The organism is Odoribacter splanchnicus DSM 20712 (genome assembly GCF_000190535.1).
GTDB lineage: Bacteria > Bacteroidota > Bacteroidia > Bacteroidales > Marinifilaceae > Odoribacter > Odoribacter splanchnicus.
The window spans coordinates 3,830,252-3,853,689 of record NC_015160.1 but is presented as its reverse complement, the minus strand read 5'-3'; the positions used below and the strand labels follow the sequence as shown (position 1 = coordinate 3,853,689).

The following is a 23,438-nucleotide window of genomic DNA, read 5'->3' as shown; positions in this document are numbered from 1 at the left end:
TCTCCGATATCGAACAATTATGAAAAGAATATTCCTTATAACGTTTTTGTCTATATTCATTTTTAAGGTGTACGGACAGGATAACATCGGAACCCCATACTCTGTATATGGAATCGGTTTACAGACAGAAAATGCCGGTCCTTACAACGCTATGGGTGGAGTTGCGGCAGCTATGCGCGACAACGGCAATATCAATTATCTGAATCCGGCATCTTATACGGCCCTGGATACGGCTCGTCTTTATTTTCAATTCGGCGTTACGGGCGAGTATGCCCATTTGTCTACCTACAAAGAAAATGCAAGTTACCGGGTGGCACAAAACACGGCATTCAACATAGCGTTCCGTCTCCATAAAAACATGTATATGTCTCTGGGATTCACAGAAAAATCGGATATCGGCTACGACTTGTCTTATACAAACGTGATTCCTGGAAGTTCGGATTCTTACTTTCAACAAAATATTCAGGGAGAAGGCGGACTGAATGACGTTTACCTCGGATTAGGCTGGAGATATAAAAACTTATCGATCGGTTTGAACACGTCTTTAATTTTCGGTAAGATCGAAAAACGTCAAACCCTGACCACGATGATCGAAGGTAGTAAAATTATCAAAACCAGTGAAAACAATCGTATTCACGATGTTTTGTTTACCCCCGGCATCCAATATACTTTGAATCTGTCTCCCAAATCCATTCTGACATTGGGATCGGCTTTCAATTTTACACAAAAACTAAGGTCCAAAACCGATTATATGGCTTATAGCGTCAATTCCAGTACCAACACGACCGAGATGCTCAATGATCTGACTTTAAAGCGGGGATATATCAAATATCCATTCCGTATTTTGAGCGGATTCGATTTCAGATACAACCGGAAATGGGATATTGCCGGAGACTATACGTTCCAAAAGATGTCTGTTTATGAAGAGTTCGGTAAAAATCAGGAACTGAAAGATTACCATAAAGCAGCCTTAGGGTTGTCCTGGACACCGGAACGGCTGGGACGTTATTGGTGGCAGCGCAACAGTTATATGTTAGGAGGCTATTTTATTCATTCCGGCATCGATGTCAAAAATGTAGATATCAATACTTACGCCATCACCTTCGGTTCTCAAATTCCTTTTTACACGGCCCGTAACGGGATCCTTCTCCTTGGCGTGGCATTCGATCTGGGAATCCGTGGAACAGAACAAAACGGTTTGATTCAGGAAAAATTTGCAAAAGTCCGTATTAATATCGGCTTCAATGAATTCTGGTTTATGAAGCGAAAGATTAACTAAACATTAACATGACAAGACGATGCCCGAAGCATCGTTTTGTTATTTTTATCCCTATCTTTGTATTAGTTAATTTTTATCACAAACTCTAAAATCATGAAGAAAAGTTTATTATCTTTAGCTGTTATAGCCGTATCACTATCAGCCTGTGACACAACACCGAAATACAATATCAACGGGACCATTACAGGAGGCGAAGCGAACAACGTTTATTTATTACAACGTCAGGGACGTACGATCGATACACTGGCCAAAGCTCCTGTAGCCGAAGGCAAATTCAAACTGACAGGTAGCGTTGCCGGGCTGACCCCAGCTTTTATCGTCGTTGAAGGACAACGGGGAGGGGATCTTATTTTTGTAGAGAATGCCGATTTTACTGCAAACTTAAATCTGGAAAATCCGACAGCTTCTAAAATCGAAGGAACTGCCACCCAAGGAATAGCCAATCAATATACCGCAATCTCAAACGAAATGGGTAAAATGGCTAAAGAGCTGAACCAAAGTTACAGGACTGCCTACCAGGAAAAAGATGAAGCTAAAATGAAAGAATTGCAGGAGCAGTACGAGAACTTGATGAAAGATTATGAAGCTAAAGAAGATGCTATAAACAAAGCGAATGCAGACAGCTATGTCGCTGCTTATATTTTAGCCGGCAAACTCTACGAATATGATTATGAAAAACTAGTCGAAAAATTCAATACCCTGGGGGAAAATGCCAAAGCAACAGAACCGGGAAAAACAATCGCCGACAGAATCCAGAAATTATCTGCAGTAGCAGTAGGCCAGGTTGCTCCTGATTTTACTTTGAATACTCCCGACGGAAAACCGCTGTCTATGCACTCTATCAAAGGTAAAGTAAAAGTGATCGATTTCTGGGCATCCTGGTGTGGCCCTTGCCGTGGAGAAAATCCCAACGTAGTGAAAATGTATGAGAAATTCCATCCGAAAGGACTCGAAATTCTGAGTGTATCTCTGGATGAGGATAAAGATGCCTGGTTGAAAGCGATCGAAGATGATAAATTGACCTGGAATCACGTTTCCGACTTGAAAGGATGGCAAAATGCAGCTGCACAACTTTATTGTGTAAATGGAATTCCTCACTTGGTTGTATTGGACGAAAACAATGTTATTGTTGCCAAAGATTTGAGAGGAGAAGAATTACAAAATAAAGTAGCTGAATTGTTGAAATAATTTAACATTCATTAGCATACAACAGAGGGTATCGTCAACACGGTACCCTCTGTTTTTTCGTACATTTACGGGAATATTTCTAGTTAGCAAGTACGCATTCCGGATATGAAAGAAAAAATCATTTTACTGTTTATAGGTCTTCTGGTATTTCAGGGGAGTTATTCCCAACCGGCCGAAGTATCCCGGCATTCCTGGGCCGATTCGGTCCTCCACCAAATGAGTCTGGATGAAAAAATAGGCCAACTCTTCATGATTGCGGCCTACAGCAACAAGAACGAAAATTACGAAAACGAACTGGAAAAACAAATCCGGCAATATCACGTCGGAGGGCTCATTTTTTTCCAGGGGAAACCGACTCAGCAAATCAAACTAACCAACCGGTATCAAAAAGCAGCGAAATATCCTTTAATGATCGGGATGGATGCGGAACACGGAGTAGGCTGGCGCCTGGAAACTGCGATGGAATTCCCCAAAATGCTGACCAACGGGGCTATCCGGAAAGATAGTCTGATTTATGCATTGGGAGCAACTATCGCCCGGCATTGCCAGGAACTAGGGGTTCACGTAAACTTCGCCCCGGTAGTAGATATCAATAGCAATCCCCGGAACCCGATCATCGGAATGCGTTCTTTCGGCGAAGACCCGGAGGAGGTTACCCAAAAAGCGATCTTATATGCTTATGGCTCTTTGAGTCAAAACGTGCTTCCCGTCATCAAACACTTTCCGGGGCATGGAGATACCGATACCGATTCTCACCATACCCTGCCTGTCATCCCACATTCCCGCCAACGCCTCGACTCTGTCGAACTCTATCCTTACCAGCATCTGATCGAAGCCGGCATTCCGGCGGTTATGGTCTCCCATCTGGCGGTTAAATCGATAGATTCGACAGGCATTCCGGCTTCTCTCTCCAGCCCGGTCATTCAGGAATTGTTACGCCGGGATCTGAACTTCTCCGGCCTGTGCTTCACCGATGCCATGAATATGAAGGGGGTAACCCAAAACTCCCAGCCCGGCGAAGCAGAAGTAAAAGCACTGCTAGCAGGTAACGACATGCTCCTTTTTCCGGCCAATCTGGGAAAAGCAGTGGAAGCGATCAAAAAAGCCCTGACCGATAGCCTGTTGGACGAGCGGACGATCGATGAAAAATGCCGGAAGATACTGGAAGCAAAGCAAAAATATGTATTACCGAATGTTTATCCGGCCGAAACCCCGGGTCTATGGTCACGTCTCAACTCTCCTACCGACATAGCTCTGAAGCAACAACTTTACCAGGCAGCCATCACCCTGATTAAAAATACAGACTCTTTACTTCCCCTCAAACGCCTGGATACCCTCCGTATCGCCAGTCTGAATTTCGGAGCCAGAGCAGTAAACAATTTTCAAACGACACTGGAACGTTATACTCAAGTCACTCACTTCGTAGCAAACAAAAAATTATCGGACGAAGAACTCCGGAATTTGCAAAAAAAGCTTCAACCTTTTAATTGTATCATTATTTATAATAACCTGAGTACGAATTCGGCTCAAAAAAATTTCGGTTATTCGCCGGTCTTAGATACCCTGATCCGGCAGCAAACCGGCAAGCGAATCATTTTATGCCATCCGGGCATCCCATACGGTCTCGCTTCCTACGCTTCCCTCCCGACCGATGCTTTATTGCTCAGCTACGAAAATCATCTTTATGCCCAACAGTATGCGGCACAAGCCATTTTCGGAGGCATAGCCATGACTGCCCGGCTCCCGGTTTGTGTAAATCCGGATTATCCGGCCGGTACAGGTATTCAAACGCCCAAAACCAGACTGAGTTATACCAGTCCGGAGATGTGCCGCCTGGATTCTGAAAAATTAGCCAAAATCGACTCCATCTGCCAACTGGCGGTCCAGGCACATGCCACCCCCGGCTGTCAGGTGCTGATTGCCAAAGACGGTAATATCTTTTACAATAAGGCCTTCGGTCATCATACCTACAAACAAACGACTCCCAACAAAACATCCGACATTTACGATTTGGCCTCCGTAACCAAAATCACAGCCACCCTACCGGCCATAATCAAACTGTACGATTCCCGGAAAATCAATTTGGCGGCTCCGTTGTCGGACTATTATCCTCCATTAAAAGAGACCGATAAAAAAGACATCACCGTACAGGAAGTACTATGCCACAATGCAGGTTTGAAAACCTTTCTGCCTTTATTTACGGATGCTATCGATCCGAAATCGCTCCCCGGACCTTTATTTACCAGCAAACGGACAGCGCACAACACCACCCGCCTGAAAGACAGGTTATATGTAAATCTCAATTATCGGTTTAAAGACAGCACGGTCTCCAATTCCCCGAAACCGGGCTATAAATACATGGAACCCGGACTTTATATGTTCCCGGCCTACCAGGACACGATCCGGTCCTGTATACTTCATTCACCGCTAAATCCTAAAAAAGAATATGCCTACAGCGATTTGGGGTTTATTCTTCTGAAATTTGCAGTGGAACACGTAACTGAAAAATCGTTAGACCAATACTGTCAGGAAGAATTTTATCGGAAATTAGGTATGTACCATACCGATTTTCTTGCTCACAAACGCCTGAATAAAAATAATCTGGTTCCTTCGTGTGTCGATAAACTTTACCGCAAAACGGAACTCAAGGGCTATGTACACGACCCTGTCGCAGCGCTGCTCGGTGGCATTGCAGGACATGCCGGTCTCTTTTCAACAGCAGAAGACCTGGCCAAAATGATGCAATTGTATCTGAACGGAGGAACCTATGGAGGAGAATATTATTTTTCACCTGAAACGATGGTCACCTTCAGCTGTAAAAACAATCTGTTTCCTAAAAACCGCAGAGGCCTGGGTTTCGACAAACCCGAACCGGATCAAACCAAGATCAATCCGGTCAGTAAGTGTCTCCCTTTGACCAGCTTCGGACATACCGGTTTCACGGGGATTATGGCCTGGTGCGACCCGGATAACAAGCTGTTATACCTATTTTTATCCAACCGGACTTATCCCGACGAATTTAACACAAAATTATCTGAAATGAATATACGGACCCAAATACAGGATATTATATATCAGGCTTTGGAAGAAAGTAAAATCAGGTACAATTAGTTTTCAAAGTATTTCAGCCCCCGTTTTTATTACAGAAAAAATTCCGAATTTAGAATCATTCTAATGTATTAAAATAGGGTAAAGTTAAAGAAAAAGGATACTTTTGCAGGATTAAAGGGTATTAAACCAGTTATTAATAAATAAAACAAATTATGAGCAATTTTTTGACCTCTTCGATCGGAAAAAAAGTCATCATGAGTTTATCGGGACTTTTTCTGATTTCGTTTCTTTGCGTCCACCTGGCGCTAAATTTATTGTTGATTTTTGATAATAGCGGGGCCTTATTCAATCAGGGAGCTCATTTTATGGCTACGAACCCGATTATCAAAATTATTGAACCCATCCTGGCTATCGGGTTTATCATTCACATCATTTGGGCTTCTGTACTGACTCTTCAGAATCAGAAAGCGCGTCCGGTGAAATATGCCCTGAGAAACCAGAGTCAAAATGCCACCTGGGCTTCCCGCAACATGTACATTCTGGGAGCAATGGTGTTGATCTTTCTGGTGATCCACCTGTATAATTTCTGGTGGAACATTAAATTCCCGTCTTTGGGAACTCCGTTGTCAGCCATTACAGTCGGAGGTGTTGAAATGGAAGATACTTACACATTGGTTTCCAGCTTATTCGAATCAAGCATTGTATACTGTTTGATTTATATTCTGGGAGCCGTTTTAGTAGGATTACATATCACTCACGGTTTCTGGTCTGCTTTCCAAACTATCGGTTTCTCAAATGATATCTGGAGAAAGCGTCTGGAATGTTTAGCTTATTTCTTTGCAATTGTATTTGCAGTAGGCTTCAGCATTATTCCACTGTATTTCATCGCAGGACTGGGAAACTAATTATTTATGATCGATGATTGATAAATTCGGTTTTATCAATCTAAAGTCTGGAATCAAAATTTAAAATTTAAATCAATTTATTATGTCAGTAATAGATGCTAAAATACCTGCGGGACCGTTGAAAGACAAATGGTCAGCTCACAAAGCTCATATTGGTGTTGTCAGCCCGGCAAACAAAAAGAAACTGGATGTTATCATTGTAGGTACCGGACTAGCCGGAGGTTCTGCAGCTGCCAGCTTAGCCGAATTAGGATACAATGTAACCGCTTTCTGTTATCAGGATTCTCCCCGTCGTGCACACTCTATCGCCGCACAGGGAGGTATCAACGCAGCCAAAAACTATCCCAACGATAACGACTCTGTATTCCGTTTGTTCTACGAAACCATCAAAGGCGGTGACTATCGTGCCCGGGAAGCCAATGTATATCGTTTGGCAGAAGTAAGCAACTCCATTATCGACCAATGCGTAGCTCAAGGTGTTCCTTTTGCCCGTGAATACGGCGGATTACTGGCCAACCGTTCTTTCGGTGGAGCTTTGGTAAGCCGTACGTTCTATGCCCGTGGCCAAACCGGACAGCAATTGTTGCTGGGATGTTACGGAGCCATGAACCGTCAGATTCAGGCCGGTAAAGTAAAAATGTACAACCGCCACGAAGTGCTGGATATCGTGATCGTCGACGGTAAAGCACGCGGAGTAATCGCCCGGGATCTCGTTACCGGAAAAATCGAGCGTTTCGGAGCCCATGCCGTAGTGTTGGCTACCGGAGGTTATGGCAATGTATTCTTCCTGTCTACCAATGCGATGGGATGTAACGGTAGTGCAGCCTGGCAAGCTTACAAACGTGGTGCTATGTTCGGGAACCCCTGCTTCGTGCAAATTCACCCGACTTGTATTCCTGTACACGGAGACCAGCAGAGTAAGCTGACCCTGATGTCCGAATCGTTACGTAACGACGGCCGGGTATGGGTACCGAAAAAAATCGAAGATGCTAAAAAATTACAGGCAGGCACTTTAAATCCGAACGATATACCCGATGAAGACCGGGATTTCTATCTGGAACGCCGTTATCCGGCATTCGGGAATCTGGTACCCCGTGACGTCGCTTCACGTGCTGCTAAAGAAAGATGCGATGCCGGATTCGGAGTCAACAATACAGGTAAAGCCGTATTCCTGGACTTTAAATATGCTATCGCACAATTAGGCCGGGATACTATTGAAAAACGATATGGTAACCTGTTCCAGATGTACGAAAAAATCACCGCTGTGGATCCTTACAACAATCCGATGATGATCTATCCGGCTATCCACTATTCTATGGGCGGACTTTGGGTAGATTACAACTTGATGACTACGATTCCCGGATTGTACGCTATCGGCGAATGTAACTTCTCGGATCACGGGGCAAACCGTTTAGGAGCTTCTGCCTTGATGCAGGGATTGGCTGACGGTTATTTCATTCTGCCGTATACCATCGGCGACTATCTGGCCAAAGAAATCCAGACTCCGAAAGTCAATACCAATACCAAGGAATTCGACGAAGCTGAAAAACATGTCACCGACCGTCTGCGTCGTTTGTATGACATCAAAGGAACGAAATCTCCGGATCATTTCCATAAAGAACTGGGACACATCATGTGGGAATACATCGGTATGGCCCGTGAAGCTGCCGGTTTGAAGAAAGCCATCGAACTGATCGCCGAATTGAAAAAAGATTTCTATAAAAATCTGCGCATAACCGGTGAATTTACAGCGATGAACAACGAATTGGAAAAAGCAGCCCGTGTCGCCGACTTTATAGAACTCGCCGACCTGATGGCTCACGATGCTCTCGATCGGAATGAATCTTGCGGCGGACACTTACGGGTAGAATCGATGACCGCAGAAGGTGAAGCCAAACGGGATGACGAACATTTTAAATATGTTTCTGTATGGGAATACAAAGGTGAAGATAAAGCACCGGAACTCCATAAAGAAGAATTAGTGTTCGAAAACATCCAACTTACTCAACGTTCTTATAAATAAATAATTTACGATTTGTGATTTACGGTTCAGGCTTATACCCCGATCGTAAATCCGAAATCAAAAATAATATTGGTTATGGCAGATAAAATATTAAAAGAACTGACTCTGAAGATCTGGCGGCAAAAAGACGCTAAATCAAAAGGCGAGTTTAAAACATATAAAGTTCACAATATTTCTACCGGCACTTCATTTCTGGAAATGCTCGATATTCTCAACGAACAGCTGGTAGAACAAAACGAAGAACCGGTAGCATTCGATCATGACTGTCGTGAAGGTATTTGCGGTACTTGTAGTCTGTTCGTCGACGGCCGTGCTCACGGACCGGACGATGATGTGACTACCTGTCAATTGCACATGCGCCGTTTCGAAGACGGAGCTACTATAACGATCGAACCCTGGCGTTGCGGCGCTTTCCCGGTAATCAAAGACCTGATCGTCGACCGGAAGGCTTATGACAAGATTCTGCAGGCCGGAGGTTATGTTTCTGTCAGCACCGGTGGAGTTCCTGATGCCAATGCAATTCCAATTGCTAACGATAAAGCAGAAGAAGCGATGGACGCAGCAGCCTGTATCGGATGCGGAGCCTGTGCAGCTACCTGTAAAAACTCTTCAGCTATGCTGTTCGTGGCAGCAAAAGTTTCTCAGCTAGCTTTATTGCCACAGGGAAAAATTGAAGCTGCCCGCCGGGCTAAAGCCATGGTGGCTAAAATGGACGAACTCGGATTCGGTAACTGTACCAACACCGGCGCTTGTGAAATGGAATGTCCGAAAAGTATTTCCATCGCTCATATAGCACGCCTGAACCGCGAATTCCTGAAAGCAAAACTGAAAGACTAATATACATTGTCTTTATTTGGAAAAAATGCTATCTTTCGGGGTAGCATTTTTTTATCGGTAAACCAAAAGCCTGATATGCAACTCTTTTATCGTGAAAAAGGTATCGATACGCATCCCCCCCTCATCATCCTTCACGGCCTATGGGGAGCTTCGGACAATTGGCTGCCCGTAGCCGATCTATTGAGCCACCGGTTCCATGTCATCCTGCCCGACCTGAGAAATCACGGCTGTTCTCCGCATTCTTCATTATTCGATTACACTATTTTGAGCCAGGATACGGAAGAATTGATCGGGCGACTGAATTTACCCCAGAGGCCTTTTCTGGCGGGACATTCCCTAGGAGGCAAGACATTGATGCATTTAGTATTGAAACGTCCGGAAATCGTCGAAAAAGCGGCAATCATAGATATCTGCCCGCAAGCCTATACTTTAGACAGGCAGACTATGCACCGAAACCTGTCGGAATATATCCTGACTACCCCGCTTCAAAATTTCCACCGACGTCAGGAAATACATCGAGCGGTCCGGGAATATTTTTCTACAGAAGAGGAAGTTCAGATTTTGCTAAAAAATATCCGAAAAACTCCTCAGGGATACGAATGGAAGGTTAATGCGAAAGCGATCCGGGAAAATCTATCTTCTCTGTTGGATTGGAATATACCCGATATCCGGTCTCCTTATCAGGCTGAAATTCTATTTATAAAAGCCGGACATTCGGACTATTTACCGGAAAAAATAACCGAAGCCACCCGATATTATTTCCCGAAGGCCCGGCAAAAGACAATTCCGGAAGCAACTCACCGGATACACGTAGACCAGCCTCTTCGGCTGGCCCACATGTTATCCGATTATTTCCTCGCTCCCTGATGTTTCACCTGCGCTTTTATTCCCAAAGGAATCCTCTGGAAAAATAGGTGACAGCCTGCAAATTGGCAAAGCTGTATTCATCATTGATCACATCCACGCCGGGTTCGAACATCAAGGCAGTCAACCGCACCTGATAACTCTCGCCTTTGATCAGTTCGCCGATCCGGTTTACCTCGCCGGAAGTAGTCGTATTGATCGTCATTCCGGTACTCGTAGCCGGTTGAATCCGGCTGACAAAATAAGGTTGTGTCAAATCCATTTTCTTTGAGAAGATTTCCACCCGATAATAAATATCGGGGTTCTGGTATGAATTCCAGGAAACCTTCAAAGCCCCGGTTCCCAGTTCGGTAATCGCCTCCAATCCACTTTCACTCAAAGTACGCTGAGGCAGATTCTGACTATAGATGGTATCCTGTAACTTCAGTTGTGTATTTTTACCTATCCGCAAATAGAAACGCACTTCCCGTTTCTCTCCGCCGAAATCGACATAATCACCGCTCTGGGGTTGTCTCTCACTCCAAAAATACCCGTGATTTTCCACCGGGATAGATTTCCCGTCGGCAGGAATCAAAGCCACCTCTTTCACATTTTTATTTCCCCGCACATCGACTCCGATATACGTTTTAAACTGATTCCCGTCCGTATATTCGTTTACTAAAAAAGCGTCGGCAGTCAGTTCGCCGAGATACCCGGGATCGGTCGTATATTTCCGTTCTCCTTGCGCATTCACAATAGTCTGAATATAATCCGGTCCACTCCGCTGCACATTCCAAACTATAGAGTCCCCATCGTCCAGATCCATCGTAATCTGATTATCCCCACCTGTCCAGGTACCGATAGCATGTACCCTCCGTCCGCCGAATTCCATCATCTTTAAAACACCTCCCTTTTCAAAGCGGATCACTTCCAATAAATCGGACTGTCCCATCCCGTATTTATCCCCCAACCAGGCATTGTAATACCAATACTTTCCTGTCAATTCGGACATATTCATGATCGTATCGTCTTTTCCATCATCATCGCTACAAGCATACAATACACAAGCCCATCCGACTCCTAACAGTAATTTTCCCCATTTCATCATCTTCTTTGTTTTTAAACTAAAATAATCTTCAAATTTCAATTTCCCGTTTTAATAAATTATACCTTTGCAAGGTACAATTTTTATGCCGGAAATAATATATCAATCTATAAAATTAGTCTTATGTTATATCCTTTAAAATTTAAACCGATCCTCAAACAAACGATCTGGGGCGGAGACAAACTAGCTTACAAAAGTAACGACCCGAAAGTAAAAGAATCTATCGGTGAAAGCTGGGAAATTTCAGGAGTACAAGATAATATCTCGGTCGTATCCGAAGGGGCACTCGAAGGGAATTCCCTGCAAGAACTGACTGAAATCTATATGGGAGATCTGGTAGGAGATAAAATCTATGAAAAATTCGGTATTGAATTTCCTTTGTTAATCAAATACATCGATGCCCGGGACAATCTTTCCATCCAGGTACACCCGGACGACGCAACCGCAAAAGCCCGTCATAACGCCTATGGAAAAACAGAAATGTGGTACCTGGTAGGTGCTGACCGGGATGCCGAACTGATTATGGGTTTCAATAAAGATACCGACAAATCGGAATACCTTACTGCCCTGCACAATCATACACTGCCTGTTCTGCTGAACACCGAGAAAGTCGAAAAAGGAGACTGTTTTTTCATTCCGGCAGGTACGGTACACGCTATCTGCAAAGGCTGTTATATCGCAGAGATACAACAAACATCGGATATCACCTACCGGATTTACGATTATGACCGGCGGGATAAGAACGGTAATCCACGAGAACTGCATACCGAATTAGCTACCGATGTGATCAATTTCTGTGAACAAAAACAGCACAGCATCCATTATCATCAGCACGAAAATCATACCGAAGAACTGGTCAGCTGTAATTATTTTACGACAAATTATCTGAAATTCGACAAAGAAGTAGAAAAAGATTATATCGAGCTGGACTCTTTCGTTATTTATATGTGTCTGGAAGGTAATTTTACCCTGGTCTACGATGTCGATAAAACCGTGAAAGTAAATAAAGGAGAAACCATATTAGTCCCTGCAATCCTAAAAAACCTGTTTTTAATACCGGAAACAGAAGCTGAAATACTGGAAATTTATATCAGGTAAAATATAGGTTAGAAGGCAAAAAGCTATAGGCAAAAAAAAGAATTTCTCTTAAGTGCCTATAGCTTTTTGCTTTTAGCTTTTTAATTCATTTCCATATGTTCCTGATCGGTCAATTTTTCGCAATAATGACATTTCAGGACGATCGGTGAATCCTTGACTACGGTAAACTTCGTTCTTACCTTTTCGTGATTGGTAATACATTTGGGATTCATACATTTGACAATTCCTTCAACCTTTTCCGGTACATTAACTGTCTTTTTCTCCACGACATCATAATCCCGGATGATATTGATTTTTGCAGAAGGAGCGACCAAAGCTAATTTGTTTACTTCATCATCTTCCAGAAATTTATCCCAGATTTTGATGATTGCTTTCTTTCCCAATTTACTACTCTTCAAATTAGCGCCGAAGGTCATTGCATTATCCATACCAGTGATTCCCAATACGTTGATCACATCGAATAATTTATCTGCCGGAATATGGTCGATCACTGTTCCGTTTTCTATAGCGCTTACTTGTAATTCTTTCTTTGCCATAATAAATCCTATTTATAATTTCAACATTTTGGTTTCCGATTTACGATTTTATCCTAAACCGTAAATTGCAAATCCTCCATTATTTCAATCCCAAAGCCTTGGAAATAATAGCCTGCCGTGCAAACACACCGTTACGGGCTTGTTCGAAGTAATAAGCTTTCGGATTTTCATCCACATCGACATCGATCTCATTTACACGAGGCAGCGGATGCAGGATACGCATATTCTCTTTTGCATTAGCCAACATGGCATTTCTCAGGATATACACATTTTTTACTTTTTCGTACTCCAATGGATCGGCGAATCGTTCCCGTTGTACACGGGTCATATACAGAATATCGGCTTTACCGATCACTTCGTCCAGTTCGGTATGTTCATAATAAGGGATATTCAATGCTTTTAAATGCAGTTTATAAGCTTCCGGCATCTGCAAGGATTCAGGAGCGACAAAATGGAACGTCGGATGGAAATGACTCATAGCTTGTAATAAAGAATGTACCGTCCGTCCGTATTTCAAATCCCCGACCATACAAATATCCAAATTTTCCAAAGTCCCCTGAGTTTTGTAAATAGAATAAAGATCGAGCATTGTTTGCGAAGGATGTTGGTTTGCTCCGTCTCCGGCATTTACCACAGGATGAACCGCAACTTCACTGGCATATCTAGCAGCCCCTTCTACCGGATGCCGCATCACGATCAAGTCAGCATAATTATCTACCATCTTGATCGTATCCTTCAGAGTCTCTCCCTTGGTGACACTCGAAGAAGAAGCATCTGTAAAACCGATAATACGCCCCCCCAAACGGTTGATCGCAGTCTCGAAACTCAACCGGGTACGGGTAGAAGGTTCAAAAAATAAGGAAGCCACTACTTTACCTTCCAATAAACGCTGATTCGGATTGGCTTCGAATTCAGAAGCCAGTTTCAGTACTTCCAGAATCTCTTCTTTGCTGTAATCTTCGATGGATACTAAGCTGTGTGTGTTCATATCGCTATATTTAATGTTTGTTGACTAACAGACAAAAAAAAACCAACAAGTCTAACGACAATGTTGGTTTAATAAATCTTTATCAATAAATCGGCGATTCTGTCTGAAATGCTCGACAGTATGTTTAAAAATTCCGATATACAGATGTTCTGATTTCATATCAGAGCTCAAAAGTATATAAAAATTTTATATCCGTAAAATTTTTATCGCTCAAAAATGAAAAATTCCGAAAAATAGCCGTAACCCTCACCCCAACTGTACGATCCGATCGACAATATCGTGAGCGACTTCCTTTTTACTTTTCAGTTCATATTGCCATTGCACCTCATTCCGGTCGATGATAGTCACCTTGTTGGTATCATAACCGAAACAGGCATTGCTATCTTTCAAACTATTCAAAACGATCAGGTCGAGATTCTTTTTGTGCAGTTTCCGCAGGGCATTTCCTGTTTCATCGTCCGTTTCGAGGGCAAACCCCACCAATACCTGTCCCTTTTGTTTCCGGCGCCCCAATTCGGCCGCAATATCACAGGTCGGCTTCAATTTCAACACCAGCTCTTCTTCCCCTCTTTTTAACTTCAGGCCTGCCTTCCGGTCGGGAGTAAAATCGGCCACAGCCGCACAGGAAACGATAATATGACTGTCTTCCGCATAGTTCATCACCTGTTCGAACATCTCCGCAGCCGATTCTACATTTATCCGCCGAATCGCCGGATGTTCGGTTTGCCGGGAAACAGGTCCGGCGACCAAAACCACTTCAGCTCCCCGGGCAGCGAACTCCTCAGCCAAGGCAAACCCCATCTTACCCGAAGAGTAATTCCCGATAAAACGGACCGGATCGATCTTTTCATAAGTAGGCCCTGCCGTCAACAATACCTTTTTACCCAGCAGATCACCCTGTCGTTCAAAATAACGATGGATAGAAGCGACGATCTCTTCCGGTTCAGCCATTCTTCCCTTGCCCACCAAACCGCTTGCCAGTTCACCGGCAGCAGGCTCGATCACCCGAACCCCGTAACTTTGAAGAATGTGCAGGTTCTGTCGGGTAGCAGGATGACGATACATATCCAGGTCCATCGCCGGAGCAACCATTACCGGACATTTGGCCGACAAATAGGTCGTCAGCAACAAATTATCGGCTATACCGTGGGCCATCTTTCCCAAGGTATTCGCTGTCGCCGGAGCAATCAGGTATAAATCGGCCCAAAGCCCCATATCCACATGAGAATGCCAATCTCCGTTTTCCGGATTATAAAACTCTACCATCACCGGATGTTTGGACAATGTAGCCAAAGTCAATGGAGTAATAAATTGTTTGGCCAATTCCGTCATCACCACCTTTACTTCTGCCCCTTCTTTCACTAACAGACGCACCAGAGAAGCCGCTTTATATGCTGCTATACTACCGGTTATCCCAACGATAATATGCTTTCCTTTCAACATCGTGAAAAAACAATTATTTCTAGATTTATGAATTACGAGTTTTCTTATTAACTAAAAATGTACCAATGTATCCTCCTTATTATCGGTACATTGGTACATTTACAAAACTGTACATTAAAATCACTGTTTAGAGCGATTTTTTCTCTTCTGTTTTTTTCTCCGTTGCCGGATTTCTGAAATAGATCTGCCCATCTTCGAATTCCTGGGTAGCAATAAGCACCGGTTTTGGGATCCGCTCATAAAATTTGGAGATTTCAATCTGTTCCCGATTTTCAAAAATCTCTTCCAGATTATCGGTATAAGAAGCAAACTCCTGCAACTTACGACTCAGTTCCTCCTTCATCTCGACGGCAATCTGATTAGATCTTTTGGCAATAATGGCCACAGCCTCATAAATATTATTATCGGCTTTTGCAGCCAATACGGCAGGGTTCCGTGTAATGGTGTTATTAGGTGCTTTCACCTTTTTAAAATCTACCATAATTGATTTATGTATTAATATTTATCTAATTAATCTTCAAACTTATAATTTTCCAAATAGGCCTCGATATCCTCATACATCTTCTTTACGTCGGCAGCATATCTGCTGTTCGGATATTCATCGGCAAAGTAATAATACTCTTCCCGGGCATTGTTATATCGTTCCACTTTCTTATCTTCGACACTATTCACCGCCATCTGATATTTCGATACGAACAACATATACATAATCTCTTCCCGGTATTTGGAGCCCGGATAATCCTTCAGACAATTCTGCAAACTGATAACAGCCGCTTTGTAATGTTCACGCAGGTAATAGTTTTTCGCACTCAAATAAGCTTTGTAAGAAAGCTTATCCCGCATTTCATCCATATAGGTATTTACCTTATCTTTTCGCATACTATACGGATAACGACTCAGATAAAGCTGGAATTCCCGGATAGCTTTTTCGGTAACCTGCTGATCCAAACGTGGTTTCGGGGAAGCTTTATAATCGCAAAATCCCATCATATAAAGACATTCTTCAGCAAATGAACTTTCCGGATAAGTCTGGATAAACTGCTTGAATAAATCGGAGGCAATCTGATAATCTTTCATATTATAACTACAAAAAGCCCGGTAATAAGCAATATTCTGAGCTTTTGCCTGCCCGACAAATACAGAACGGACACCATCCAACAAATTCATTGCTCTCTGATAATCGCCCTTGTTATAATACTCGATCGCTTTTTTATAGACCAGGTTGTAATCATTGCTTTTCAGCAGGCTTTGATACTCCCCGCAAGACGTCATAAGCACAATTACCAGTAAAAATCCCCAAAATTTCTTCATAAACGGAACGCTTTTTTTGCATCATGCAAAGATAGAGGAAAAAACAAAAAGTAAAAAGTAAAAGGTAAAAACTTTTCTGAGCTTCACTACTTTCAAGTATTTTTAATATTTACTCTCCACTTTTCACTAACCCTTCATACGCATTCTTCTTCCTACTCTAAGTAATTATACGTATTATGGTACATCTTTTACCTTTTACCTTTTACCTTTTACCTTTATTTATTACTTTTGCCAAGTTAAAATACAGTATTCTACAAATTTTCAAAATATTATCGACGTGGACATTTTTGAAAGAGTAAAAAAACAAAGAGGTAATATCGGCCAGTATGCCAAAGAAGCACACGGCTATTTCGCATTTCCGAAATTGGAAGGAGAAATCGGTCCCCGGATGATGTTCCGCGGGAAAGAAGTGTTAAATTGGAGTTTGAACAACTACATCGGTCTGGCAAACGATCCGGAAGTCCGGAAAGTCGATGCAGAGGCAGCCGCTCAATGGGGGCTGGCTTACCCGATGGGAGCCCGTATGATGAGCGGTCAGACTTCCCGTCATGAATACCTGGAATCACAGTTAGCCGATTTCGTCGGTAAACCGGACGCATTCCTGTTAAATTTCGGCTATCAGGGCATGATTTCTATCATCGACTCACTGACTTCACGTTTCGACTGTATCGTTTATGACGCGGAGTCCCATGCTTGTATCATGGACGGTTTGCGTCTGTCGCCGGCCAAACGTTATGTATACGTACACAACGATATGAGCAGCCTGCGCAAACAGCTCGAACATGCCACGAAATATGTAGCGACTACCGGTGGAGGTATTCTGGTAGTTACAGAAGGCGTATTCGGAATGGCAGGAGATTTAGGTAAATTAGATGAAATCACTGCTTTAAAATCTGAATTCAATTTCCGCTTGCTGGTCGACGATGCCCATGGATTCGGAACAATGGGACCGACAGGTGCCGGTACAGGTGAACATTTCGGTGTTCAGGATAAAGTGGACCTTTATTTCGGTACTTTTGCCAAAGCTATGGCAGGTTTCGGCGCTTTCGTCGCCACAGATGAAGATGTATGTATGTCTTTACGTTATACCATGCGTTCACAAATGTTCGCAAAATCCCTGACTATGCCGATGGTCGAAGGAGCGATCAAACGTCTCGAGATGCTGAAAAGCCAACCGGAAAGACGCGAAAAGTTGTGGACCATCGCTCATGCTTTACAAAACGGTCTTAAAGCAGACGGTATGAATATCGGTATCACCAACTCGATGGTTACTCCGGTATATCTTTCCGGTAGTGTTGCCGAAGGAATGCAAGTCGTATTCGACCTGCGTGAAAATTACAATATTTTCTGTTCGATCGTCGTATATCCGGTTATTCCGAAAGGACAATTGTTGCTCCGCCTGATTCCGACTTCTATGCATACACTCGAAGATGTAAAATATACCATCAAGGCATTCAAGAATGTGGCAGAAAAACTGGCTAAGGGAGAATACAACAAAGAACTTCTGATCGACGCTAGTAAGCTCTAAAAAAATCAGGGATTAAAGATTCGGATCTATTTCCTCTGTTCTTTAATCCCTGTTTTTTACACCTTGATCATTTCACCCCCAGGTAAAGCCGGGTTTATCCTCATTTTTTATATTTCAAAACCTCAGGCATCAATGCTTTTATCTGCTCTATACGATGGGCATCCGAAGGGTGTGTAGACATAAACTCCGGTGGTTTTTGTCCCGATCCTGCAGAAGCCATCCGGGTCCAGAAAGGAATCGCCTCTTCCGGATTATATCCGGCAATCGTCATAAAAATCAATCCCAAACGATCGGCTTCCAACTCATGCTTCCGCGAAAAAGGCAAGATCACACCGTAATTAGCCCCTAAACCGATAGCAGTCCCCAAGAGTGCCTGAGTCGGCTCCGATTTTTCTTTTAAAGCGTATGCAGCAGCAGTACTTCCAGCCTGTATCAACATCTGCTGACTCATCCGTTCGTTTCCATGCCGGGCAATCGCATGAGCAATCTCATGTCCCATCACAACAGCCAAACCATCATCATTTTCACAAACCGGCAAAATTCCTTCATACACGACCACCTTCCCTCCGGGCATACACCAGGCATTCATTTCAGGACTCTGTACCAGATTGAATTCCCACTGGTACCCTTCGATCTGCTTTTCCAATCCCTGAGATTTCAAGTAAGCTTCTACAGCGGCAGCAATCCGCGTCCCCACTTCCTTCACGCGACGGGTATCGTCTGTACGGGTAGATAACTTATTTTCTTTTAAAAAATCTCCATACGAAGTAAGACTCATCTGCATCATTTCACTTTCGGGCAGGAGTATCACTTGCTTCCGCCCGGTCAAAGGCACTGAAGCACACTGTACGAACAAGGTCAAAATCCCGACAATAACAGTTAATCTAAAGACTCTCATCGTTTCATCTTTTTTTTAATTCTCCAGGGTATATTGAGTTTAACGTTACATAAAAAAACAGGTTACAGGTTAAAAACACATCCTCAAACCCATAACCTGTCCTATGCCATCCCTTTCGGGGAAATATATCTAAATAATCAACATCGCATCTCCGTATGTACCGAACCGATATTTCTCTTTTACGGCCAGATCATAAGCTTTCATCACCAGATCATAACCACCGAAAGCAGCCACCATCATCAAAAGAGTCGAATAAGGTAAATGGAAATTAGAAATAAAAGCATCCGGCACACTAAAATCATAGGGAGGGAAAATAAATTTATTTGTCCATCCATCATATTCGGTCAAACGGCCTTTGGTCGTTACACAACTTTCCAACGTCCGTACAACGGTCGTGCCTACTGCACAAATCTTATGGCGTTCGTCTTTCGCATCATTGACAATTTTCACGGTATCCCCCCCCACAATAATCTGTTCCGAGTCCATTTTATGTTTTGTCAGATCTTCTACATCCACTTCCCGAAAATTCCCTAAGCCAACGTGCAAGGTAATATAAGCAAAATCGATTCCTTTGATTTCCATGCGCTTCATCAGCTCACGACTAAAATGCAAACCGGCTGTCGGGGCAGCAACAGCTCCTTCATAGCGGGCAAAGATCGTCTGATAACGTTCTTCGTCTTCCGGCTCCACTTTACGTGTAATCGTACGCGGCAGCGGAGTCTCGCCCAGGCCATACAGCAACTTCTTAAACTCATCGTATTCTCCGTCGAACAAGAAACGCAACGTCCGTCCACGAGAGGTGGTATTGTCGATGACTTCGGCAACCAAACTATCGTCTTCCCCGAAATACAATTTATTACCGATTCTGATCTTTCGTGCCGGATCCACCAAAACGTCCCAAATCCGCAGATCCCGATTCAATTCCCTCAACAAAAAGACTTCGATTTCAGCACCGGTTTTTTCCTTATTCCCATATAAACGGGCCGGAAAAACCTTGGTGTCGTTGAAAACGAATACATCCTTCTCATCAAAATAATCGATAACATCCTTAAATACCTTATGTTCGATCGTTCCTGTCTTCCGGTCGACTACCATCAAACGACATTCGTCCCGATTAGCAGAAGGGTGTTGAGCGATTAATTCCGGCGGTAATTTATATCTGAATTTTGATAATTTCATCTCTGCACTATTTAAATTAAACTCTTATCAAGTCATTTTAACATCCTGGTTTATACCAACAAAACATTGGAATATCTCCTTCTGTCTTTATGGAAATACCCCTGGCCTAATAAACGGCGCAAGTTACAACTTTGTTTGTAAAAACGCAACCAAATCCTCCATTTTATTTGCATCTTCCACCTGAAAACTTCCGATCTTTGTGCGGCGTAAACCTGCCAAGTAAGCCCCACTCTCACAGGCCTGACCGATATCGTTGGCCAAAGACCGGATATAAGTCCCTTTACTACAATTGATTCTTAACGTTAAATCAGGAAGATTAAAATCGATGACCTCCAATTCATTCACCACCACTTGACGTGCAGGCATCTCGATCTCATTCCCTTTGCGCGCCTTTTTATAAGCCCGGTCACCATCTACCCGGATAGCAGAATACGCCGGAGGGACCTGAGTAATGACTCCCCGAAACCGCTCCAGTACCCGATCTAAATAAGGGCGATCGATATGCCGATAAGGGAAATCCCCTTCCGGCAAAGTCTCTAAATCGAAAGACGGAGTCACAGCCCCGTAACATAGCGTCGCCACATATTCTTTTTCCTGAGCCATATAATCTTCAATCCGTTTCGTCCACTTTCCGGTACAAACAATCACCAAACCCGTCGCTAAAGGATCCAGAGTTCCGGCATGTCCCACTTTGATCTTCCCACAAGCAGACTTCAAACACCAACGAATTTTATTCACGACATCGAAAGAAGTCCATTTCAGAGGTTTATCTACCAGAATCAGAGCACCCGAATGAAAATCACCTTCTTCATTAAACAATATCTTACACACAATTTTTATATTTTCGAACCAAACCGAACAAGCGTAAAAATCATTCTATCACAAGCCCGTTTTCACTGCTCTCAATGAACAAACAAAATGATAATGCCTACTACAAAACAATATACGGCAAACCAGATCAACTTTCCTTTCTTCACCAGATTCAACATCCAGCTACAAGCTATATATCCGGAAATAAAAGCAGCCAGGAAACCGACAACCAGCGCCAACATCGAAATACCGCTCTCTGAAGGTGCAAAACCACCTTTCATCATGTCCAGAAAAGCCTCTCCCAAGATAGGTACCAACACCATCAAAAAAGAAAATCTCGCTACATTTTCTTTATTATTCCCCAGTAGAATCCCCGTAGCGATGGTGGAACCGGAACGGGACAAACCAGGCAATACGGCACAAGCCTGAGCCACTCCGATGATAAAAGCATCCCGAAAAGATATATCCGTCTTTAAACGGGGACGAGCGTAGTAAGCAAAGGCCAACAAACAGGCAGTAATTAAAAGAGCAACTCCCACGACCAATAATCCGGAACCGAAGAGGGCTTCCACATAATCTTTAAAGAAAACACCCACAATAGCCACAGGAATCATAGATAATGCGATTTTGGCAATATAAATGGTTTCCGGATTCCAGGAAAACCGAAAAAGACCTTTCAAAAGATCCCAAATCTCATTCCGCAACACCACAATCGTACTACAAACGGTCGCCGCATGAACGGCCACTGCAAAAGTCAGATTTTCTTCTCCCTGTATGCCGAAAAGCGTACTGAAAATCTGAAGATGCCCGGAGCTACTAACGGGCAAAAATTCTGTCAATCCCTGAATCAATCCAAGGACCAATGCTTCTAACCAAGTCATCATTTCTTATCCAACAATTTTATACCTAATCTTTCGTCCCTTCTTCCATTTCCTTTTTAGGCTTCCGCATAATCGCCCAAAAAACAAATCCAAAACCGATCAACACCACAATCGGAGCCAGCGTGATCCGACGGAAACTAAAAATATCATAATTAAACTCAGCCGGATTATCGGAACCTCCCCCCATCATCAAAATAAATCCCAGAATGATGATCCCGAAACCGATCAAAATCATCTTATAACTACTCACAGGAATCGGGAAATCGATCTTTTTTCCGGAAGTAGTATTTTTCAAATTATTCTTCACCATATTTTTAGTTTTGTTTTAATTGTACAAATCGTTCATGTCTTTATTCAGATATCTGGCAACCGACATCCAGGAAGAAACCAAAGAAAGCAATATACCGCAAACCATAACAAAAGCAACCATGATAATGATCAATTCTTTATTCATCAGATTGACCACACTCCCCACTTCTTTTTGCAAAAAGAATATGGCAGCCAAAAGAATCAGATTAGCGATCATACTCCCAAAGAAACCGAACCAAACACTATTTTGAATAAAAGGCTTACAAATAAAGAAAGGTTTTGCCCCGACAAGCTGCATCGTTTTAATCAGAAAACGCTGCGAATATACGGACAAATGGATGGTATTCCGGATCAAGGTAAAAGAAATCAGCATCAGTGCAGCCCCTGCTATCAACAGGATCAGACTGATACGCCGAACATTTTCATTGATCATATGCACCAAAGACTTCTGATAAGACACCTCCTGCACCAATTCGTTTTTTAATAAGCTCTTCTCGATAACAGTCAAGGAATCGTTATTGGCGTAAACGGGATTCAGCTTGATTTCTACCGAAGGCAAAAGCGGGTTATACCCCAATACGCCCTCGAAATCTTCCCCCAACTCCTCTTTAAATTCACGGGCAGCCTCCACTTTACTAATAAATACCGAAGACGAGACAAAAGGCTTTGTGTCCAGAATCTTTTGCATCTTTTTGATCTCGGCTTCATTTACATTATCCTTGACAATAATAGAAAAACCGATATTTTGTTTTACATGATCAGAAACCAATTTTGCATTCAGCAAAATGAACACTAAAATACCAACGACAACCAAAACCAGTGATATACTGAGTGTTGACACAAAATAGGAGCCTGCAATTCTCTTTTTTCTCTGACCAGTCATCTATCATTTGCATTTAAAAACACGACAAATATAGCAATTATATCCAATTATTTTTTACAAAATGTTTGTACAAACTAAAAAACGCCTTATATTTGCACTCGCAAAACAAAAAAAGTTCTTTAAACAGATGCGAAAATAGCTCAGTTGGTAGAGCACGACCTTGCCAAGGTCGGGGTCGCGGGTTCGAGTCCCGTTTTTCGCTCTCTCGCAAGAGGATGCTCGAGTGGTGGAATCGGTAGACACGCAGGACTTAAAATCCTGTGGCCATTGCGGCCGTGCGGGTTCAATTCCCGCCTCGAGTACAATTAATAATCAAAGAGTTAGATCAGATCTAACTCTTTTT

General features: G+C 43.0%; 21 protein-coding genes and 2 tRNA genes. 11 read left to right on the top strand and 12 right to left on the bottom strand.

What is annotated here, in order from left to right:
* The first annotated feature begins 19 nt into the window (after positions 1 to 19).
* The 7 genes from ODOSP_RS16290 (at position 20) to ODOSP_RS16260 (ending at position 10,150) form a co-directional block, all read left to right on the top strand.
* Positions 20 to 1,279, top strand: coding sequence for a hypothetical protein (locus tag ODOSP_RS16290; RefSeq protein WP_071823585.1), 1,260 nt, complete (start codon positions 20 to 22; stop codon positions 1,277 to 1,279).
* Between the two features lie 93 nt (positions 1,280 to 1,372).
* Complete coding sequence (locus tag ODOSP_RS19000; protein WP_013613386.1) at positions 1,373 to 2,467, top strand: TlpA disulfide reductase family protein; 1,095 nt, start codon at positions 1,373 to 1,375, stop codon at positions 2,465 to 2,467.
* A 105-nt stretch (positions 2,468 to 2,572) separates the two neighbouring features.
* Entirely contained in the window at positions 2,573 to 5,578 is a 3,006-nt protein-coding gene (locus ODOSP_RS16280) for a glycoside hydrolase family 3 N-terminal domain-containing protein (RefSeq protein ID WP_013613385.1), read from the top strand.
* Positions 5,579 to 5,730: 152 nt separating this feature from the next.
* A complete protein-coding gene (locus ODOSP_RS16275; protein WP_013613384.1) occupies positions 5,731 to 6,423 on the top strand; it encodes a succinate dehydrogenase cytochrome b subunit in 693 nt (230 codons plus the stop codon).
* Between the two features lie 82 nt (positions 6,424 to 6,505).
* Positions 6,506 to 8,446, top strand: coding sequence for a fumarate reductase/succinate dehydrogenase flavoprotein subunit (locus ODOSP_RS16270; RefSeq protein WP_013613383.1), 1,941 nt, complete (start codon positions 6,506 to 6,508; stop codon positions 8,444 to 8,446).
* A 75-nt stretch (positions 8,447 to 8,521) separates the two neighbouring features.
* Positions 8,522 to 9,283, top strand: coding sequence for a succinate dehydrogenase/fumarate reductase iron-sulfur subunit (locus ODOSP_RS16265; RefSeq protein ID WP_013613382.1), 762 nt, complete (start codon positions 8,522 to 8,524; stop codon positions 9,281 to 9,283).
* A 75-nt stretch (positions 9,284 to 9,358) separates the two neighbouring features.
* Positions 9,359 to 10,150: an alpha/beta fold hydrolase gene (locus tag ODOSP_RS16260; RefSeq protein ID WP_013613381.1), complete on the top strand. Its 792-nt coding sequence runs from the start codon at positions 9,359 to 9,361 to the stop codon at positions 10,148 to 10,150.
* Between the two features lie 16 nt (positions 10,151 to 10,166).
* Here the strand turns inward: ODOSP_RS16260 and ODOSP_RS16255 are convergent, their stop codons facing one another.
* Positions 10,167 to 11,234, bottom strand: coding sequence for a hypothetical protein (locus ODOSP_RS16255; protein WP_013613380.1), 1,068 nt, complete (start codon positions 11,232 to 11,234; stop codon positions 10,167 to 10,169).
* A gap of 120 nt (positions 11,235 to 11,354) precedes the next feature.
* Here ODOSP_RS16255 and ODOSP_RS16250 point away from each other — a divergent pair, with 120 nt between their 5' ends.
* Positions 11,355 to 12,329, top strand: coding sequence for a type I phosphomannose isomerase catalytic subunit (locus tag ODOSP_RS16250; RefSeq protein WP_013613379.1), 975 nt, complete (start codon positions 11,355 to 11,357; stop codon positions 12,327 to 12,329).
* 80 nt (positions 12,330 to 12,409) lie between these two features.
* Here the strand turns inward: ODOSP_RS16250 and pyrI are convergent, their stop codons facing one another.
* The 5 genes from pyrI to ODOSP_RS16225 all read right to left on the bottom strand — a co-directional run bounded on the left by pyrI (position 12,410) and on the right by ODOSP_RS16225 (position 16,607).
* Positions 12,410 to 12,865 carry an aspartate carbamoyltransferase regulatory subunit gene (gene pyrI, locus ODOSP_RS16245; protein WP_013613378.1) on the bottom strand — a complete coding sequence of 152 codons (456 nt, stop codon included), beginning with the start codon at positions 12,863 to 12,865 and terminating at the stop codon, positions 12,410 to 12,412.
* A gap of 79 nt (positions 12,866 to 12,944) precedes the next feature.
* Positions 12,945 to 13,853 carry an aspartate carbamoyltransferase gene (pyrB, locus tag ODOSP_RS16240; RefSeq protein WP_013613377.1) on the bottom strand — a complete coding sequence of 303 codons (909 nt, stop codon included), beginning with the start codon at positions 13,851 to 13,853 and terminating at the stop codon, positions 12,945 to 12,947.
* Positions 13,854 to 14,099: 246 nt separating this feature from the next.
* Entirely contained in the window at positions 14,100 to 15,296 is a 1,197-nt protein-coding gene (gene coaBC / locus ODOSP_RS16235; RefSeq protein WP_013613376.1) for a bifunctional phosphopantothenoylcysteine decarboxylase/phosphopantothenate--cysteine ligase CoaBC, read from the bottom strand.
* Between the two features lie 127 nt (positions 15,297 to 15,423).
* A complete protein-coding gene (locus ODOSP_RS16230) occupies positions 15,424 to 15,777 on the bottom strand; it encodes a DNA-directed RNA polymerase subunit omega (protein ID WP_013613375.1) in 354 nt (117 codons plus the stop codon).
* 29 nt (positions 15,778 to 15,806) lie between these two features.
* Complete coding sequence (locus ODOSP_RS16225; RefSeq protein WP_013613374.1) at positions 15,807 to 16,607, bottom strand: outer membrane protein assembly factor BamD; 801 nt, start codon at positions 16,605 to 16,607, stop codon at positions 15,807 to 15,809.
* A gap of 277 nt (positions 16,608 to 16,884) precedes the next feature.
* Between ODOSP_RS16225 and ODOSP_RS16220 the strand changes: the two genes are divergently transcribed.
* Positions 16,885 to 18,135 (top strand): aminotransferase class I/II-fold pyridoxal phosphate-dependent enzyme, encoded by a 1,251-nt coding sequence (locus ODOSP_RS16220; protein WP_013613373.1) that lies wholly within the window; start codon positions 16,885 to 16,887, stop codon positions 18,133 to 18,135.
* Positions 18,136 to 18,235: 100 nt separating this feature from the next.
* On the opposite strand, the gene ODOSP_RS16215 is transcribed toward ODOSP_RS16220, so the two are convergent.
* From ODOSP_RS16215 to ODOSP_RS16190, 6 genes are all read right to left on the bottom strand, one after another.
* On the bottom strand, positions 18,236 to 19,033 hold the full coding sequence (locus ODOSP_RS16215) for a M48 family metallopeptidase (RefSeq protein ID WP_013613372.1): 798 nt from the start codon (positions 19,031 to 19,033) through the stop codon (positions 18,236 to 18,238).
* Between the two features lie 129 nt (positions 19,034 to 19,162).
* A complete protein-coding gene (gene queA / locus ODOSP_RS16210; protein WP_013613371.1) occupies positions 19,163 to 20,212 on the bottom strand; it encodes a tRNA preQ1(34) S-adenosylmethionine ribosyltransferase-isomerase QueA in 1,050 nt (349 codons plus the stop codon).
* A gap of 123 nt (positions 20,213 to 20,335) precedes the next feature.
* Entirely contained in the window at positions 20,336 to 21,043 is a 708-nt protein-coding gene (truB, locus tag ODOSP_RS16205; RefSeq protein ID WP_013613370.1) for a tRNA pseudouridine(55) synthase TruB, read from the bottom strand.
* A gap of 71 nt (positions 21,044 to 21,114) precedes the next feature.
* Positions 21,115 to 21,903 carry an undecaprenyl-diphosphate phosphatase gene (locus ODOSP_RS16200; protein ID WP_041557004.1) on the bottom strand — a complete coding sequence of 263 codons (789 nt, stop codon included), beginning with the start codon at positions 21,901 to 21,903 and terminating at the stop codon, positions 21,115 to 21,117.
* Between the two features lie 25 nt (positions 21,904 to 21,928).
* On the bottom strand, positions 21,929 to 22,213 hold the full coding sequence (locus tag ODOSP_RS16195; protein ID WP_013613368.1) for a DUF3098 domain-containing protein: 285 nt from the start codon (positions 22,211 to 22,213) through the stop codon (positions 21,929 to 21,931).
* Between the two features lie 15 nt (positions 22,214 to 22,228).
* Positions 22,229 to 23,095, bottom strand: a complete 867-nt coding sequence (locus ODOSP_RS16190) for a cell division protein FtsX (RefSeq protein WP_013613367.1) — start codon at positions 23,093 to 23,095, stop codon at positions 22,229 to 22,231.
* Between the two features lie 129 nt (positions 23,096 to 23,224).
* Between ODOSP_RS16190 and ODOSP_RS16185 the strand changes: the two genes are divergently transcribed.
* Both ODOSP_RS16185 and ODOSP_RS16180 read left to right on the top strand, forming a co-directional pair.
* Positions 23,225 to 23,297 (top strand) — tRNA-Gly (locus ODOSP_RS16185).
* Positions 23,298 to 23,312: 15 nt separating this feature from the next.
* Positions 23,313 to 23,397 (top strand) — tRNA-Leu (locus ODOSP_RS16180).
* The last annotated feature ends 41 nt before the right edge of the window (positions 23,398 to 23,438 follow it).

Bases quoted from the DNA above. Each gene is read 5' to 3' on its own strand.
- ODOSP_RS16190 (WP_013613367.1), bottom strand. From the start codon at position 23,095: ATGACTGGTCAGAGAAAAAAGAGAATTGCAGGCTCCTATTTTGTGTCA.
- ODOSP_RS16250 (WP_013613379.1), top strand. From the start codon at position 11,355: ATGTTATATCCTTTAAAATTTAAACCGATCCTCAAACAAACGATCTGG.
- ODOSP_RS16255 (WP_013613380.1), bottom strand. From the start codon at position 11,234: ATGATGAAATGGGGAAAATTACTGTTAGGAGTCGGATGGGCTTGTGTA.
- ODOSP_RS16275 (WP_013613384.1), top strand. From the start codon at position 5,731: ATGAGCAATTTTTTGACCTCTTCGATCGGAAAAAAAGTCATCATGAGT.
- ODOSP_RS16230 (WP_013613375.1), bottom strand. From the start codon at position 15,777: ATGGTAGATTTTAAAAAGGTGAAAGCACCTAATAACACCATTACACGG.
- ODOSP_RS16280 (WP_013613385.1), top strand. From the start codon at position 2,573: ATGAAAGAAAAAATCATTTTACTGTTTATAGGTCTTCTGGTATTTCAG.
- ODOSP_RS16265 (WP_013613382.1), top strand. From the start codon at position 8,522: ATGGCAGATAAAATATTAAAAGAACTGACTCTGAAGATCTGGCGGCAA.
- ODOSP_RS16225 (WP_013613374.1), bottom strand. From the start codon at position 16,607: ATGAAGAAATTTTGGGGATTTTTACTGGTAATTGTGCTTATGACGTCT.
- coaBC (WP_013613376.1), bottom strand. From the start codon at position 15,296: ATGTTGAAAGGAAAGCATATTATCGTTGGGATAACCGGTAGTATAGCA.
- ODOSP_RS16195 (WP_013613368.1), bottom strand. From the start codon at position 22,213: ATGGTGAAGAATAATTTGAAAAATACTACTTCCGGAAAAAAGATCGAT.
- pyrB (WP_013613377.1), bottom strand. From the start codon at position 13,853: ATGAACACACACAGCTTAGTATCCATCGAAGATTACAGCAAAGAAGAG.
- ODOSP_RS19000 (WP_013613386.1), top strand. From the start codon at position 1,373: ATGAAGAAAAGTTTATTATCTTTAGCTGTTATAGCCGTATCACTATCA.
- queA (WP_013613371.1), bottom strand. From the start codon at position 20,212: ATGAAATTATCAAAATTCAGATATAAATTACCGCCGGAATTAATCGCT.
- ODOSP_RS16260 (WP_013613381.1), top strand. From the start codon at position 9,359: ATGCAACTCTTTTATCGTGAAAAAGGTATCGATACGCATCCCCCCCTC.
- ODOSP_RS16215 (WP_013613372.1), bottom strand. From the start codon at position 19,033: ATGAGAGTCTTTAGATTAACTGTTATTGTCGGGATTTTGACCTTGTTC.
- pyrI (WP_013613378.1), bottom strand. From the start codon at position 12,865: ATGGCAAAGAAAGAATTACAAGTAAGCGCTATAGAAAACGGAACAGTG.
- ODOSP_RS16200 (WP_041557004.1), bottom strand. From the start codon at position 21,903: ATGACTTGGTTAGAAGCATTGGTCCTTGGATTGATTCAGGGATTGACA.
- ODOSP_RS16290 (WP_071823585.1), top strand. From the start codon at position 20: ATGAAAAGAATATTCCTTATAACGTTTTTGTCTATATTCATTTTTAAG.
- ODOSP_RS16270 (WP_013613383.1), top strand. From the start codon at position 6,506: ATGTCAGTAATAGATGCTAAAATACCTGCGGGACCGTTGAAAGACAAA.